The following is a 16663-nucleotide window of genomic DNA, read 5'->3' as shown; positions in this document are numbered from 1 at the left end:
CCGGTATGGTTCCACCCCACTCGCCGCGCAGGCTCCCTCCCCTGAACGCGGTGCGCGCGTTCGAAGCGGCGGCGCGCCACGGCAACTTCACCCGCGCCGCCGACGAATTGTCGGTCACCCAGGGCGCGGTCAGCCATCAGGTGCGCTCGCTGGAGGAATGGTTCGGCTTCCCGCTGTTCGAACGCCACAAGCGCGAGGTGCGGCTGACCCAGAAGGGGGAAACCTACCTCGCCTTCGTCCGCGCGATGCTGAACGAACTGCATTCGGTCACCCAGATGGTGCGCGGCAAGACGACGGAGGAATCGCTGTGCATCTCCGTGCCGGAATCCTTCGCGGTCAACTGGCTGATCGGCCGGCTCGGCTCCTTCGCCGAACGCCATCCCGAACTGACGATCCGGCTGACCTCGCAGAACCAGATCGACGATCAGGGCCGCGTCGTGGGGGAGGAAGGGCCGCACTGGGTCGACCTGCGCATCCGCTATGGCCGGGCGAAATGGCCGGGCCTCAGGGTACTGAAACTGTTCGACGAACAGGTTTTTCCGGTGTGCAGCCCCGGTTACGCCGTCGGCGGGCTGCGCGAACTGACCGACCTTGGCGATCATGCGCTGATCCACGACGACATGCAGATGTCGTGGGCCAGCTGGCTGCGCGCGGTCGGCGCCGACCATATCTCACCGCCGCACGGCCCGGCATTCAGCCACTCGCACATGGCGCTCCAGGCCGCCGCCGCCGGGCTTGGCATCGCCCTCGGCCGCAGCGTGCTGACCCATGACTATCTTGCCAGCGGCGCGCTGATCCGCCCGTTCGACGCCTATGTCCCGGCCGAACATGGGTATTACCTGCTGTGCCAGGAACGCATGGCCAACCTGCCGAAGATTCAGGCGTTCAAGCTCTGGATCGCCGAGCAGGTGAAGGAATTCGGGCCGCCGGCCGTCGCATGACGCATCTTTCCCTCCGGCCGCGATCGGGTTAGCGTCGGGTGGGGCAGGATGAAAAAAGCAGGGACCAGAACGATCGGGTCGGACACGGCGCCGCCGTCGGCGGCGCCCGCGATGCTGGTCGGCAAGACGCGCCCGCCCCGGCAGCGGATCGTCGCCTCGGTGCGCGAGGCATTGCTCGGTCAGCTCGACACATCGCTCAGCGCGCTGATCACCATCGCCCGGTCCCCCGCCGGATTCGGCAAGACGACACTGCTCGGCCAGTGGTTCGAACGGCTGCGCGCGCGCAGCGGGATCAAGGTCGCCTGGCTCAGCCTCGACGAAGATGACGGGGAAATCACCCGCTTCCTCGCCAATCTCGCCCTCGCCTTTCAGGCGGCGGGGATCGCGGTCGATCCGGCGGCGACCAGCCAGGCACCGTCGTTCAGCGAGGCGGCCTATCGCCGCGACGCGCTGCGCGACGCGATCGAGCGGGAGCCGGCGGCGGTCATCGTCATCCTCGACGATTATCACCGCGTCCGCTCGGCGGAGGTCGACAGCGCGGTCAATTATCTGGTCCGCGCCGTGCCGACCGGGCTGCACGTCGTCATCAGCACCCGCGACTGGCCCGACCTGCGCGTCGCCGATCTGGAGGCGCAGGGGCTGGTCGCCACCGTCGATGCATCCATGCTGGCACTGACCGTGGCGGAAGCGGCGACGATCTTCGAAGGCCGGCTGGACGGCGACGACCTCGCCCGCATCCACGCCCGTACAGAAGGCTGGGCCGTCGCCCTGCAACTCGCCAAGCTGTGGATCGACCGCGACCCCGCCCGCGGCGGAGAAATCGGCGCGTTCAGCGGCCGCACCGACGCGATCGGCCGCTACCTGCTCGAACAGGTGCTCGGCGACCTCGAACCGGAGCTTCAGGATTTTCTCGTCGAAACCTCGATCCTCGACAGCTTCGACGCCGAAGCGGCCGATGCGGTGCGCGAGCGCGACGACAGCCGGCAGGCGCTGGCCCGGCTCGGCCGGTTCGACGCGCTGCTGATCCCGCTCGACGCCGGGCGGCGCTGGTTCCGCTACCATCATCTGTTCGCCGATTTCCTGCGCGAACAGTTGCAGCGCGACCCGGCCCGCGCCACCCGGCTGCACCGCCGCGCCGCCACCCGCTTCGCCGCCGACGGCGACGTGCTGCAGGCGGTGAAGCATGCCCAGCGCGCCGGGGACCTCGCCGGGGCGGTCGCGCTGGTGAATCAGGCCGGCGGCTGGGAAATCGTGCTGCATCAAGGCGTCGGCTTCGCGCGCGGGCTGATGGCGCTGTTCGACCCGGCGGCGATCGAATGCGAACCGGCATTGCTGCGCGTCCACGGCTATCTTCGCCTGAAATATGGCGAGGTGGACGAAGCCCGGCGCTGCATCGACCGCGCGCGGCGGCTCGCCGGTGGCGCGGAGGAGCATCGCGACGACGCGATCCTCGGCGCGCTGCTGCGCACCTATGCCGACGAAGTGCACGATCCGGCATGGATGCCGGCGCTCGACGCGCGCATCGCCCGGCTCGCCCCGGCCGACCATCTCGGCCGGGCGACACTGCAGGCGACGGTGGCGGTCGGCGCGCTCGGCTCGGGCGATTTCGCGCTGGCAGAGCGCGCCAGCGCCGCCGGCATCCGGGCGATGGAAACCGCCGGCTCCGCGCTTGGCGCCACCTATTGCCAGTTCCACCTCGCCCAGAGCCATTTCTATCGCGGCGCGATCGAGGCGGCGGAGGCATCGTTCCGCGCCGCGCTGGTCACGGCGGAGGAGAATTACGGCTCGGATCGCGCACTGAAGGCGGTCGGCAACAGCCTGCTCGCCCATATCCTCTACTGGCGTGACGAGCTGGACGAGGCCAGCCGCCGCGTCGATTCGGCGCTCGACGCGCTCGAGGCGCACGACAGCTGGCTCGACATCCTGACCGTCGCCTGCTTCACTGCCGTCTTTCTCGCCGCCGGCCGGGGTGACGCCGCCGCGCTCGACACGCTGTTCGACCGGGTCAAGGCCATGGCGCGCGGGCGCGGCCTGCCGCAGCTCGACGCGCTCGCCGATGCCTGGCGGCTGGAAACGCTGGTCGCCCGCGGCGATGTCGAAGGGGCCGCCCGCCTCGCCGCCGACCGCGGTTTCGATGCGCTCGCCCGCGGGCCGGACCAGCCGAGCGAATGGCGCATCCGCACCGCCGCCGGCCTCGCCGTCGCCCAGCTTCACCTGCGCACCGGTCAGGCGGCGCGGGCGTTGCAGGTGCTCCGTCCGCTGCGCGCCACCGCCGAGCGCCAGCAGCGCGCGCTCGACGTCGCCCGGATCGACACGCTGCTCGCCTGCGCGGCGCGGCTGCGCGGCGAGACCCCGGCGATGCTGGCGTCGATCGCCGCCGCCCTCGATTACGCCGCCACCCACGACGTGCCGCGTGTCGTCACCGGCGTGGCGGTGGAGATCGACCCGCTGCTCAACGCGGCGCTGCGCGGCGGCGCCACCGCCCTGCCCGATCGCGCGCGCGCCTATGCCCGCCGCCTGCGACAGGCGCTGCCGTCCCGGCCGCCGCCCACCGGTGAATCGCTGTCCGGCCGCGAACTGGCGGTGCTCGGCCAGCTGTGTGTCGGCCGCTCCAACAAGGACATCGGCCGCCAGCTTGACCTGTCGGAAAACACGGTGAAGTTCCACCTGAAGCGGGTCTACGAGAAGCTTGGCGCCCATTCGCGCTCGGCGGCGGTTTCGGCCGCTATCCAGCGCGGCCTGATCCGCATCGACTGACCGCGCCCCTACCCGTTCGGGTAGGGCCACCCGCTCGCCACCCGGTTACTACCCGTTTCGACCGCCGCCGCCGCCACGTTGGGCATTGCACATCCCCCGCCTCTCCCCGCACCCTGATACGCACAAAAAGGGGAGGGTTTGAAAATGGTTGCACGCACGGTCGCGGCCCTGCTGACGGGGACGATACTGCTGGGCCTGGGCGCCACCGCGGCGACCGGCCAGACGACGGAGGGCCGGGCCGCCCCGGCCGCCGACGCGCCGGACACCGATATCGTCGTCACCGCCCGCTACCGCGAGGAACGGCTGCAGGACGTGCCGATCGCGGTCACCGCCTTCGGCGAAAAGCAGATCGCCGACGCCAAGGTCGACCGGGTCGGCGATTTCATCGGCCTGACCCCCAACGTCACCATCGCCCAGTCGGAAAGCTCCGGCCTCAGCGCCATTTCGATCCGCGGCATCACCCAGGTCCGCAATTCGGAAGCGCCGGTCGCCGTCGTCGTCGACGGCGTGCTGCAGAACAACCCGCGCCAGTTCGCGCAGGAACTGTTCGACGTCGGCTCCATCCAGGTGCTGCGCGGGCCGCAGGGCGCACTCTACGGCCGCAACGCCACCGGCGGCGCGATCATCATCAACACCCGTCAACCGACCAACGATTTCTCCGGCCATGTCCGCGCCGGCTACGCCACCGGTCGCGAATACATGGTCGAAGGCTCGGTCAGCGGGCCGATCGTCACCGACACGCTGCTGTTCCGCCTCGGCGCCCGCTACACCGACCGCAAGGGCTATTTCGACAATATCACCGTCGGCAAGAAACAGGACCCGTATCGCGACGTTTCGGTCAGCGGCCTGATCAAGTGGATGCCGACCGAAACGCTGACCGTCGACCTGCGCGCTTCGCTGTCCCGCACCCGTGGCGGCGCGCTCGACTTCCGCTATCAGCCGGCCAACCTCGCCGCCGACGGCAAGTCGCTGGATGCGGCCAATCCGTTCGATTTCACCCGTGCCGACGCCAATCAGGTCGATCGCACCTTCTATTCGACCAATATCGGCCACGACGTCCGCGACATCGACGACATCTCGCTGAAGATGGACCTCGACCTCGGCTTCGCGACGCTGACCTCGATCACCGCCTACAACCGGCTGGAGGAATTCGTTTCGGGCGATCAGGTGCCTTACACCGCGTCGCGCAACATCTTCGGCCTCGACGGCACGCAGACGCAGTATATCGACATCAGCGCGTTCAGCCAGGAACTGCGCCTGACCTCCGCCTCGTCCAGCCGGCTGCGCTGGATGATCGGCGGCTATTTCCTCGATTCGAAGCGCTTCATCTCGACGACGACCGGCTTCGACAGCGGCACCGGCATCGCCCGCGTCGAACACAGCCCGCGCCCGATGACCGCCGACAACCCGTCGCTCAGCTTCTTCGGCGACGATAACCGCAACCGCGATTACGCTGGCTTCGGCAACATCGCCTACGACATCGTGCCCGGCCTCGAAGCCAGCGTCGCGCTGCGCTACGACAAGGAAACCCGGCGCCAGACCGTGTCGCCCTACAACACCGGCGGCGTACCCGGCGCGGTCAACCGCGCCAGCTTCGACAAATGGCAGCCGAAGGTGACGCTGGCCTACAAGCCCAGTGACGACGTCAACGTCTACGCCTCTTATGGCGAGGGCTTCCGCTCCGGCCAGTTCAACCAGAACGGCACCGCCGCCGCCGCCCAGGCCGCCGGGGTCGCCGGCGTGTCGGACAGGGTGCCGCAGGAAAACACCCTGACCTACGAAGTCGGCACCAAGCTCCAGCTTGCCGACCGCCGGGTCCGCATCGACGCCGCGCTGTTCGACACGCGAGTGAAGAACCAGCAATATTTCGTGTTCATCGGCGCGATCGGCGCGCAGGTGCTGGTGCCGATCGACAAGGTCAGACTGACCGGCGGCGAAGTGCTCGTCACCGCCGACATGGGCGGCGGGCTCAGCGCCTATGCCGGCTTCGGCTACACCGACAGCACGATCAAGCGCTACCTCGTCACCCCGGCCGACGTCGGCAACCGCGCGCCCTATGTGCCGAAAACGACGATCAACGGCGGCCTGCAGTACCGCACGCCGCTGACCGACAACCTCGGCCTGTTCGCGCGCGCCGACTATCGCCGTCTCGGCCGGCAATATTGGGATCCGGAAAACGCGACGGCCCGCTCCAACGTCAGCCTCGCCGATTTCCGGCTGGGCATAGAGGACCCGAATGGCGGCTGGTCGGTGATCGGCTCGCTCGAAAACGCCTTCGACAAGAAATATAATTCCGAATACGTCGCCGGCGGCTTCGCGCACGCCGCCACCCCCCGCGTGTGGCGCATCGACCTGCGCTACAATTTCTGAGCCGGGCCGAACGAGCATGGCGAGGCGGCTGAGAGTAGCGAGTGACGTCGGCGGCACCTTCACCGACATGGTGTGGTGCGAAGTCGACACGGCCACCGGCACGGCCGGGGCGGTGCAGGCGGTCAAGGCCGACACCACCCCGCCGGATTTCGAACAGGGGGTGCTGGCCGCCATCGCCAAGGCGGGGGTCGATCTCGGCGCGGTCGACTTCCTCGCCCACGGGTCGACGGTCGTCATCAACGCGCTGACCGAGCGCAAGGGCGCGCCGACCGGCCTCGTCACCACCGCCGGCTTCCGCGACGTGCTGGAAATCGCGCGCGGCAACCGGCCGGATCTGTTCAACTTCAACTTCCGCAAGCCACCGCCCTTCGTCGAACGCCATCTGCGCCGCGAAGTCGACGAGCGCACCAACGTCGAGGGCCATGTCGTCCGCGAACCGGCGCTGGACGATCTTGCCGCCATCGTCGCGCATTTCCGGGCGGAAGGGGTGACGGCGGTCGCCGTCTGCTTCCTCCACGCCTATGCCAATCCGGCGAACGAGCAACAGGTCGCGGCGCGGCTGCGGGAAATGATGCCGGAAGCGTCGGTGATCGCCAGCCACGAGATCAGCCGCGAATGGCGCGAATATGAACGCACGTCGACAACGGTGCTGTCAGCCTATGTCGCGCCGACAGTCGAACGCTATGTCGGCGCGCTCCGCCAGGGGCTCAGCGAACGCGGACTCGCCGGCGCGCCCTATATCATGCAGTCGAACGGCGGCATCGCGACGGTCGCCGCCGTCCGCCGCAACCCGATCACCATGGTCGAATCCGGCCCGGCGTCGGGCATCTTCGCCGCCGCCGCGCTCGGCCGGCTGATCGACGAGCCGGACCTGCTGGTCCTCGACATCGGCGGTACCACCGCCAAATGCGCGCTGATCGAAGGCGGCGAGGTCAAGGTCGGCACGGATTATTACATAGAGCGCGACCGCAAGCGCCCCGGCTACCCGATCCAGACGCCGGTCGCGGAGATCGTCGAGATCGGCAATGGCGGCGGGTCGATCGCCTGGGTCGACGACGGCGACAAGCTGCATGTCGGCCCGCGCTCGGCAGGCGCCCGACCCGGCCCGGCCGCCTATGGCCGTGGCGGCGACCAGCCGACGACGACCGACGCCAACCTGCTGCTCGGCCGGATCGACCCGGCAACCTTCGTCGGCGGAGAGGTCGTGCCCGACTGGGCGGCGATCGACAGCGCCTTCGCCCCGCTCGCCCGGCGGCTGGAGATGGACAACGCCCAGCTCGCCGCCGGTATCGTTCGCATCGCCAACGCCAACATGGTCAATGCCCTGCGCCTGGTGTCGACAAACAAGGGATACGACCCGCGCGACTTTGCCCTGTTGGTCTGCGGCGGGGGGGGCGCGATGCATGGCGTCGCGCTGGCCGAGGAATTGGGGGTCCGGCATGTCATCGTGCCGGTCAATTCCTCGGCGTTCTCGGCGTGGGGGATGCTGCTGTCCGACCTGCGCCGCGACTATCTGCGCACCAGCCTCGTCGATCTCGGCGACGGGGCGCGCGCGCAGGTCGAGGCGCTGTTCTCGGAGCTGGAGGCGACTGCAACCGCCGACTTCGCCGAGGACGGCGCCCAGAACCCGCCCCGGTTCGAACGCTTTGCCGACATGCGCTATCAGGGGCAGGAACACACGGTGAAGGTGCCGATGGCCGGCGCCGAAACGCTCGCCGCGCTGATCGACCGGTTCCATGCCCTCCACGAAAAACGCTATACTTACCGGCTCGACGGCGCGGTCCAGCTGGTCAACGCCCATCTCGTCGCGCTGATCGAGGTACCGAAGCCGTCGCTGCCGGAACGGCCGGTGACCGGCGCGCCCCTCGCCGCCGCCCGCATCGGCAACCGTCGCGTCACGTTCGACCGGCAGGGCGCGCATGACGCGGCGATTTACGACGGCCTCGCGCTCGAAACCGGCATGACCTTCGCCGGGCCGGCGGTGGTGCAGGAACCGTCGGCAACGCTGGTCGTGCCGCCGGGCCACCGCGTCTCGATCGACCGGTTCGGCAACTACCACGTCCACCTTGGCGCAGCGGAGGCCTGACCCATGCAGGACGATCTCTTCACCACGGAAATCATCAAGGAAGCGCTGGTCGCGATCGGCGACGAGATGTTCGCGGCGCTGATCCGCACCTCGATGAGTCCGATCATCTACGAAACCACCGACTTCGCCGTCGGCGCCACCGACGCGCGCGGCAACCTGCTGGCGCAGGGCAACGGCGTCACCGGCTTCCTCGCCACGCTCGACACCGCGGTGCAAAGCACCCTGCTCCATTACCCGGCGCCGGACGACGTGCGCCCCGGCGACATCTTCATCACCAACAGCCCCTATGAAGGCGGCGGCACCCATCTGTCGGACGTCGTCATCCTGCTGCCGGTGTTCCACGGCGACCGGCTGATCGCGTGGACGGTCAACAAGGCGCACTGGACCGAAGTCGGCGGCGCCTTCGCCGGCAGCGCATCGACCCAGTCGACCGACATCTTCCAGGAAGGGCTGCACTTCCGCTTCCTGAAACTCTACGAGGAAGGCCGAATAAATCGCGGCATCGTCGAGATTATCCGCGCCAATGTCCGCCTGCCGGACAGCACGATCGGCGACCTTCATGCCGGCGTCGCCGCCTGTCGGGTCGGCGGCAACCGCGTGCTGGAACTGGTCGGCAAATACGGGCTGGAGCCGGTGTTGGGCGCGATGGACGAACTGCTCGACTATGGCGAACGGATGACCCGCGCCGCCCTCGCCCGCCTGCCGCAGGGCGTGTTCGAGGCGGAAGACGTGATCGAGGAAGACGGCGTCGGCAACGGCCCGTTCGCGATCCGGGTCAAGGTGACGGTCGCCGGCGACCGGATGATCGCCGATTTCACCGGTACCGCCGATCAGGCGAAGGGGCCGATCAACACCAGCCTGGCCGGCCTGATCACCGCCGCGCGCTGCGCGTTCAAGGCGGTGACCGATCCCGACATCCCGGCCAATGGCGGCTGCTTTCGCGCGCTGGAGGTTATCTGCCCGCCCGGCACGATCCTGTCGGCGCAAAGCCCGGCGCCGGTATCGGTCTATTATGAATCGATGATCGCGGCGATCGAGGTGATGTGGCGGGCGCTGATGCCGCACATGCCGGACCGGCTGCCGGTCGGCCACACCCGCAGCGTCGGCGCCACCTTCATCTCCGGTATCCACCCGCGCAGCGGCGCGCTGTTCGTCATGGGCGAACCGCTGCTCGGCGGCTGGGGCGCTTCCGCCGGGGCGGACGGCGACAACGGCCAGTTCTGCTGCGGCAATGGCGAGACGTTCAACATCCCGGTCGAGCTGGCCGAAAGCCGCTACGGCTTCGAAATCGACCGCTACGCCTTCCGCGAGGATGCCGGCGGCGAAGGGCGCTATCGCGGCGGCCGCGGCGTCATCCTCGATTATCGGGTGACGGCGGAGGAAGCGTTCCTGACCTTTTCGTCGACCCGCACCGTGTCACGCCCATGGGCGGCGGCGGGCGGCTGCGAAGGCTCGCACAACGGCGCGGTCATCCTGCGCGCCGATGGCAGCGAGGAGCCTCACACCATGGTCACCGGCCTGCGCGTGGCGAAGGGCGAAACGATCCGCCTGCTCACCGCCACCGGCGGCGGCTACGGCCCGCCGGCCGAACGCCCTGCGGCGGCGGTCGCCCGCGACATCAGGAACGGATTCATCACGGTTGATCGGGCGAAGGAGGTTTTCGGCCGGCCAGAGTAGACGCGTAAGCCTTGAAATGGAGAGGAAAAATGACCGAACCCAAAGCGCCTATCGGCGGCGTCTCGTTTCCCATGCAACGCGGCCCCTATCAGAATAACGGCGCCAGCCCCTGGTATACCGAAACGACCCTCGGCACCCCCGGCCAGACGCTCAAATTCGCGATCGACACCGGCACCAACATGGTCTGGTCGACCTCGACGCTGTGCGCGCCGACCAGTTGCCAGCACTATAGCGGCGCCCGCTTCGACTATCAGAAATCCTCCACCTACAGTTGGGTCGACTGCATCCAGGTGCCGTTCAGTTTCGGACCGTGGGGGACGATGCAGGTCGAAACCGGGCAGGATTACCTCGGTCTGCCCGACGGCGTCCGCCTGCCGCTCGTGCTCTATCTGTCGGCCGACTATACCGGCGACCAGTTCGCCCAGCTCGACTGGGACGGCGGCATCGGCATCCCCTCCGGCAGCCCGTACAAACAGGGCGATACGACGTTCATCGTCCAGGACATGATGAACAAGGGGCTGATCTCCCCCAACCTGCCTTATGTCGCGTTCGACTGGGACGCGGCGACATCGACCGGCTCCTGCCTGATCGGCGGCGTCGATCCGGCAAAATACATCTATGACGAAGGCATTTTCCTGCCATGGACGCCCTACACCCAGTTCGCCGGCGTCGAATATATCTGGAGCGCCGACCTTAAGGCCTATTTCGTCGGCAACCAGCTCGTCGCGCAGAATGCCCAGTTCGCGCTCGATTCCGGCTCGTCGCAGTTCAAGGGCGACGACGACATCATGAACAAGACGCTGTCGCTGCTTCAGGCGATGGGCAACCCGCCGGTGCGGATGGGCTTCGCCGACGGCGGGATGATCACCATCCCGTCCAGCCTCTACAACGTCACGATCCAGGCCGGACCGGACAAGGGCAAGACCCTGCCGCAGTTTCAGCCGCTCGGCCTGACCGGTCTGGTACTGGTCGGCTCGGTGGTGATGGAGAGCTGCTACACCGTCCACGAATACCGCGTCGTCCAGTGCGCGGCGAACCGCTTCTCGCTCGCCCCGGTCGGCATGTACGTGTTCAACAAGCCCGGCGGACCGAAGATCGTCACCCCGCCGCCCGCCGGCATCGGCCGCCCGTTCGGCCAGCGTCAGGTCGTGCGCGGCCGCACCATGGACTAGCGCCCCGGCGCCCTTTCCACCCCGCAAGCAAGGAGGATGACATGACCCTCGCAGGTACGTGGCAGAATGAATACGGCTCGCAGATGGTGCTGAGTGAAATCAACGCCAATCTCGTCTGGGGCGAATATTCGTCGACGACCGGCTCGACCGGCAAATACGTGGTCATCGGCTTTCAGCAGACCGCCAACCCGACACCCGCCGCCGGCCAGGCGGTGGCGCTTGCCATCGAATGGCACTCGATCGTCGCCGGGCCGGGCGATCCGAGCTGGAACTGGTCGTCGGGGCTTAGCGGCCAGATCAGCATCCAGAACGGCAAGGAATCGCTGGTCCTCGCCCATGCCATGGTCGCGAGCAGCGCCTTCCCCGGCCTCGCCGCCGCCGGCACCTATATCGACAAGCTCACCTATTTCCGCACCGCGGCCGCGCCGGACAACGCCGGGCAGCGGCAGGCGCCCGGCGCGCCGCTGGCGGACCCGCTCGAAGGCACATGGGAAAGCCCCGACGGCACGATGCTGGCGATTCAGGTCTATCCCTACACCGGCGGCCAGTTCGGCTGGGCGGAGGGCAAGATGCTGTACAACGGCATCGTCTGCCCGATCGAGGGGGTGACCGACATCAACGCCCGCGCCGGCGGCCTCGCCCTGCAATCGACGGCGCTCACCGCCCTGCCGTCACCCGGCGGCCCGGCGATCGCGCTGGCCGGCTGCCTCGCCTTCGCCAACGGCCGGCTGACCCTGACCAACCTGACCAGCCAGTCGACCGCGCCCAACGCGACCTATGTCGAAACCACGGTATCGCAGCTGACCTTCGTCCGCGTCGGCGACATGACCGACCTCGACACGCTGCGCGCCTGAACCATCCGTCCGGCCGGGGCGCCCGCGCGCCCCGGCCCCGGCTAGAACATCCGGCTCGGCGCCGCCGCCGCGACGTCGCTGGCGGACGCGACGAAGGCAAGCAGCGGCCCGACCTTCGGCATTTCGCATTCGAAGAAGAAACGGCAGGCATGGCGTTTGGCGGCGACGAAATCACGCTCCGCCTCGCCGGCCGGGGCCAGCGCGGCGGCCGCAACCGCCTGGCTCAGCCACAGCCAGCCGACAACGCCATGGCCAAAGGCGTGAAGGAACGGCGTCGCATTGTCGAACGCCCGCGCATCTTCGCCGGCACGCAGCGCGGCGATCGTCTCGCCGATCGCCTGCCACGCCGTGGTCAGCGCCGCCGCATGGGCCTCCAGCCCGGCGGTTTTCGCCGCCGACGCCGCCGTCGCGGCAATCCGCTGGTCGAGGATCGGCAACGCCGTCCCGTCGCGTAATATCTTGCGACCAAGCAGGTCGATCGCCTGAATGCCGGTCGTGCCTTCGTGGATCGGGTTCAGCCGGTTGTCGCGCCACAATTGTTCGACATCGAAATCGCGCGTGTAGCCGTAGCCACCGTGAATCTGGATGGCGATATCGTTCGCCGCCAGCCCGTATTCGGACGGCCATGTCTTGGCGATCGGGGTCAACAGGCCAAGCAGCGCCGCGTCGTCCGGCCGTTCCGGCGCGGTGTCGACCAGCCGCGCGCAATACAGGCACAGCGCCATCGCCCCTTCGACATAGCATTTCTGCTGCAACAGCATCCGCTTCACATCGGCATGCTCGATGATCGCGACCGGCGCGCCACCGCGCTGACCGGGCGGCCGCCCCTGCAACCGCTCGCGCGCATAGCGGGCGGCCAGCCGGTAACCGCGATATCCGATTGCCGCCGCGCCGATGCCGACGCCGATCCGCGCCTCGTTCATCATCAAAAACATCTGGCGCAGCCCGTCGCCCGGCGCGCCGACGATCCAGCCGGTCGCCCCGCCCGTCTCGCCGAAATTCAGCAGGCAATTGGCGGTACCGCGATACCCCATCTTGTGGTTCAGCCCGGCGACGGTCACGTCGTTGCGCCGCCCGTCGGGCAAAATTTTGGGAACGATGAACAGCGAAATCCCGGCCGTCCCCTCCGGCAGGGCACCGTCTTCGTCCGGCACCTTGGCCAGCACCAGATGGACGATATTCTCGCTGACATCCTGGTCGCCGCCCGAAATCCACATCTTGTTGCCGGTCAGCCGGTATCGTGCGCCCAGCGCGTCCGCGCCGTCGGGCAGCGCCCGCGTCCGCACATCGGCCAGGCTCGATCCCGCCTGCGGCTCGGACAGGCACATCGTGCCGAACCAGCGCCCCTCGATCTGCGGCCGGGCAAAGGCCTCGAATTGCGCCGCGCTGCCGAATGTCGCGATCAGCCGCGCATTGGCGACGGTCAGCATCGGGTAGGCGGCGGTCGCGACATTGGCGGCGGCAAAGCAGGAAAAGGACGCGGCGCACAGCAGATAAGGCAGGCCCATGCCGCCCTGCGCTTCGGGAAAACCGGCGGCGAACAGGCCCAGTTCGGCATAGCGCGCCAGCGCGGCACCGATCGCCGGTTGCAGGCGGACGGCACCGCCTTCCAGCCGTGGCTCGTCGCTGTCGTTGCGTTTGAAATGCGGCAGGAAATGCTCCACCGCCAGCTTCCCGGACAGGTCGATCAGCGCATCGGCGGTGCCGCGGTCAATCAGCGCCCCGGCGTTCAGCCAGTCATGCAGCATGAAATCCAGGTCACGGCGGTCCAGCAGTTCTTCGGTCATCGCCTCGTCTCGCTTCATCTGTCGCCGGTCCGCGCGCGCTGGCATCCCCGCCCGGCCCCGAACCCACCGTCAGCCATGTTCGGCCCGCAGCCGCGCTTTGTCGATCTTTCCCGTCGCCGCGATCGGCATCGCCGCGACGCGGACGATCGCGTCGGGCAACCACCAGCGCGCGACATGCGGCACCAGCGCGTCGCGCAGCGCCGCGTCGCTCACCTCCGCCCCCTGCTTCGGCTCGACGATCAGCACCGGCCTTTCGCCCCATTTCGGGTGGGCGCGGCCGATCACCGCGACCAGCGCCACGGCGGGCAGCGCGCCGACGATCGCCTCGATCTCACCGGGGTTGATCCACTCGCCGCCGGACTTGATCAGGTCCTTGGCGCGGCCGGTGATGCTCACCTGCCCGTCATCGGCAATCACCGCCAGGTCGCCGGTATCGAACCAGCCGTCGGCATCGACCGCCGGTTCGGCCTGCCCGAAATAGCGCTGGACCACGCTCGCCCCGCGCACCCGCAACCGCCCCTCGCGCCCGCGCTGCTCGGTCAGCGGCGTACCGTCGGCTTCGGTCAGCAGGAGGTCGACGCCAATCGGCGGCCGGCCGGCACTGGCGGCGCGGCGGCGCGGCGCGGTCGCCGGGGCAACGGTGCCGAGCGGCGACAGCTCGGTCATCCCCCAGCTGGTCTGGACGGTCACGCCCAGCCGCTGCTCCAGCCGGTCCATCAGCGCCTGCGGCAGCGCCGCACCGCCCAGCATCAGCCGGCTCAGACTCGGCACCGCCCCCCCGGTCCGGTCGAGATGGTCGACCAGGCCAAGCCACACCGTCGCCACCCCCGCCGCGACGGTGACTCCCTCGGCATTGATCAGCGCGGCGATGCTGGCGCCGTCCTGATGACGGCCGGGCAGGACCAGCTTCGCCCCCGCCGCCGGCGCCGCGAACGGCAGGCCCCAGCCATTGGCGTGAAACATCGGCACCGCGACCAGCACCGCGTCGCCGGATCCCAGCCCGCTCGCATCCGCCTGAAGCTGGTGGACGGTGTGCAGGTAATTCGACCGGTGGGTATAGGTGACGCCCTTGGGCGCGCCGGTGGTGCCGGAGGTGAAACACAGCCCGGCTGGCGCCTGTTCATCGAACCCGCCCCACGCCGCCGCCTGTCCGCGCGCGTCCAGCAACGCTTCGTGGCGCCAAACCTCCGCTCCGCCCCAGTCCGGCGCCACATCGCCGCCGCCCGGCTCGTCGATCAGCACGACATGGGCGATACCGGGGCAGAGCGAAACCAGTTGCGCGGCCAGCGGCGCCAGGTCGGCGCTTGCCACCAGCACCCGGTCGGCCGCGGCGGCGATCATCGCCGCCAGATGCGCCGGCGCCAGCCGCGGGTTCAGCGTGTGGCAGACGATCCCGACCCCCATCGCGCCGTACCAGCATTCCAGATGCGCCTGGCTGTTCCAGGCGAGCACCGCCAGATTGTCGCCCGGCGCCAGCCCCAGCGACAGCAGCGCGCCGGACAGGCGGCGGCTGCGCTCGCGCAGCGCGGCGTAACCGATCCGCGTGCTCGTCCCGCCGTCGCCGGTCGCGGTCACCACCTCGGTGGCGCCGTGCCATTTGGCGGCATGGTCGATGAAATGGTCAAGCGTCAGGGCATAGGGCTGCATCGCCCCGGCCATCGGTCGGGCGGTCATCGGGCGGCGGCGCTCCGCAAATGCCGGGCCAGCGCCAGATGAAAGGCGATGGCGATCAGGTAGAACGGCACCAGGCTGTAAAACGCCAGTTGCAGCGAATTGACCGGGTGGTCGGGGCGCAGCCAGTCGCTGACCGCCCCGACCCAGGTCGGGCCAAGTCCCAGGCCGATCAGGTTCATGATCAGCAGCAGCACCGCACCGGCCAGCGTGCGCTGATGCGCCGATACCGAATTCTGGACCAGCGTCACCGCCGGGGTCAGGTAGAAATAGTTGAGGAAGGTCGGCACGATCAGAAAGGCCATCGCCACCGGCCAGGTCGGCGCGTGGACGAAGCCGATGAAGAACGGCACCGCCACCGCCAGCGCAATCCCCGGCAACAGGCCATAGACCTGCGGCGAACGGGCAGCGTAGTGGTCGGTCAGCCGCCCGGACAGGTATATGCCGGCGCTGACGAATATGCCCAGCAGCAGCGCGTACCACAGCGCGATCTCGTCCAGCGTCATCGCCTTTTCGCGCATCAGGAACAGGGTGGTGAACCCCATCGTGCCATAGGTGACGAACTGGGTCGCCGCCGCCGCCAGCGACACCAGCGCCAGCGTCGGTTGTGTCGCGAACATGCGCAAAGTCGCCCAGAAACCGGTCGCCTCCCCGTCCACCACGGCGGCGGCGACAACCGGGGCGGATGCGGGTACCGGGGTGGCGGCCGCCTTGCGGTCGGTCGCGCCGCGCCGCGGCTCGCGGACGATGCCGAGCACCGCCACCGCCGCGATCAGCCCGGCGACACCAAGCAGGATGAACGCCAGCCGCCAGTCGTAGGCGGCGGCGATCTTGGCGCCGAACGCGACACCCAGCGCCTGGCCGATCGGCGGGCCGAGGTTGAACAGGCCAAGCGCGGTGCCGCGCCGCTCCGCCGGGAAATAATCGGAAATGATCGAATAGGACGGCGGCACCCCGCCCGCCTCGCCGACACCGACGCTCATCCGCGCGATCGCCAGTTGCGGATAGGTGCGGGCCAGGCCGCAGGCGATCGTCGCGGCGCTCCACAGCGCGCAGGCGATGGTCAGCACCCGCACCCGGTTGGTGCGGTCGGCCAGCCAGGCGACCGGCACGCCGAGGATGCAGTAGAACAGCGCGAAATACAGCCCGCCCAGCCGCCCGATCTGGCCGTCGGTGATCCCCAGCTCGTCCTGGATCGGCTTGGCGAGGATCGACAGCAACTGCCGGTCGAGAAAGTTCAGCACGTAGACGAAGCAAAGCAGCGCCAGCACCACCCAGACATAGCGTCCGCCCCGTGCGGCCAGAGCCGGCGGGGCCGCGCTCGCGGCGGCCTGATCAGTCGTCATCG

General features: G+C 68.8%; 10 protein-coding genes. 7 read left to right on the top strand and 3 right to left on the bottom strand.

Annotation, left to right across the window (positions count from 1 at the left end; translation table 11 throughout):
• Positions 1-5 precede the first annotated feature (5 nt).
• From gcvA to ACMT1E_RS03085, 7 genes are all read left to right on the top strand, one after another.
• On the top strand, positions 6-941 hold the full coding sequence (gene gcvA, locus ACMT1E_RS03115; protein WP_414902213.1) for a transcriptional regulator GcvA: 936 nt from the start codon (positions 6-8) through the stop codon (positions 939-941).
• Positions 942-989: 48 nt separating this feature from the next.
• Complete coding sequence (locus ACMT1E_RS03110) at positions 990-3698, top strand: LuxR C-terminal-related transcriptional regulator (RefSeq protein ID WP_414902211.1); 2709 nt, start codon at positions 990-992, stop codon at positions 3696-3698.
• 144 nt (positions 3699-3842) lie between these two features.
• Complete coding sequence (locus ACMT1E_RS03105; RefSeq protein WP_414902209.1) at positions 3843-6068, top strand: TonB-dependent receptor; 2226 nt, start codon at positions 3843-3845, stop codon at positions 6066-6068.
• 16 nt (positions 6069-6084) lie between these two features.
• Positions 6085-8154: a hydantoinase/oxoprolinase family protein gene (locus tag ACMT1E_RS03100; RefSeq protein ID WP_414902208.1), complete on the top strand. Its 2070-nt coding sequence runs from the start codon at positions 6085-6087 to the stop codon at positions 8152-8154.
• 3 nt (positions 8155-8157) lie between these two features.
• Complete coding sequence (locus ACMT1E_RS03095) at positions 8158-9831, top strand: hydantoinase B/oxoprolinase family protein (RefSeq protein ID WP_414902207.1); 1674 nt, start codon at positions 8158-8160, stop codon at positions 9829-9831.
• A 29-nt stretch (positions 9832-9860) separates the two neighbouring features.
• A complete protein-coding gene (locus ACMT1E_RS03090) occupies positions 9861-11003 on the top strand; it encodes a pepsin-like aspartic protease (RefSeq protein ID WP_414902206.1) in 1143 nt (380 codons plus the stop codon).
• A 41-nt stretch (positions 11004-11044) separates the two neighbouring features.
• Positions 11045-11857, top strand: coding sequence for an avidin/streptavidin family protein (locus tag ACMT1E_RS03085; RefSeq protein ID WP_414902205.1), 813 nt, complete (start codon positions 11045-11047; stop codon positions 11855-11857).
• A gap of 41 nt (positions 11858-11898) precedes the next feature.
• Here ACMT1E_RS03085 and ACMT1E_RS03080 read toward each other — a convergent pair whose 3' ends face one another.
• The 3 genes from ACMT1E_RS03080 to ACMT1E_RS03070 form a co-directional block, all read right to left on the bottom strand.
• On the bottom strand, positions 11899-13644 hold the full coding sequence (locus ACMT1E_RS03080; protein WP_414902204.1) for an acyl-CoA dehydrogenase: 1746 nt from the start codon (positions 13642-13644) through the stop codon (positions 11899-11901).
• 69 nt (positions 13645-13713) lie between these two features.
• On the bottom strand, positions 13714-15318 hold the full coding sequence (locus tag ACMT1E_RS03075) for an AMP-binding protein (RefSeq protein WP_414902202.1): 1605 nt from the start codon (positions 15316-15318) through the stop codon (positions 13714-13716).
• Positions 15315-16661, bottom strand: a complete 1347-nt coding sequence (locus ACMT1E_RS03070) for a spinster family MFS transporter (RefSeq protein WP_414902201.1) — start codon at positions 16659-16661, stop codon at positions 15315-15317. Before ACMT1E_RS03070 ends, ACMT1E_RS03075 begins: the two co-directional genes overlap by 4 nt.
• Positions 16662-16663: the final 2 nt, after the last annotated feature.

The sequence above is a fragment of the Sphingomonas flavalba genome (assembly GCF_047553045.1).
Classification (GTDB): Bacteria; Pseudomonadota; Alphaproteobacteria; order Sphingomonadales; family Sphingomonadaceae; genus Sphingomonas_L; species Sphingomonas_L flavalba_A.
The sequence above is the reverse complement of the archived record's forward strand: the minus strand, read 5'-3'. Positions and strand labels throughout refer to the sequence as shown.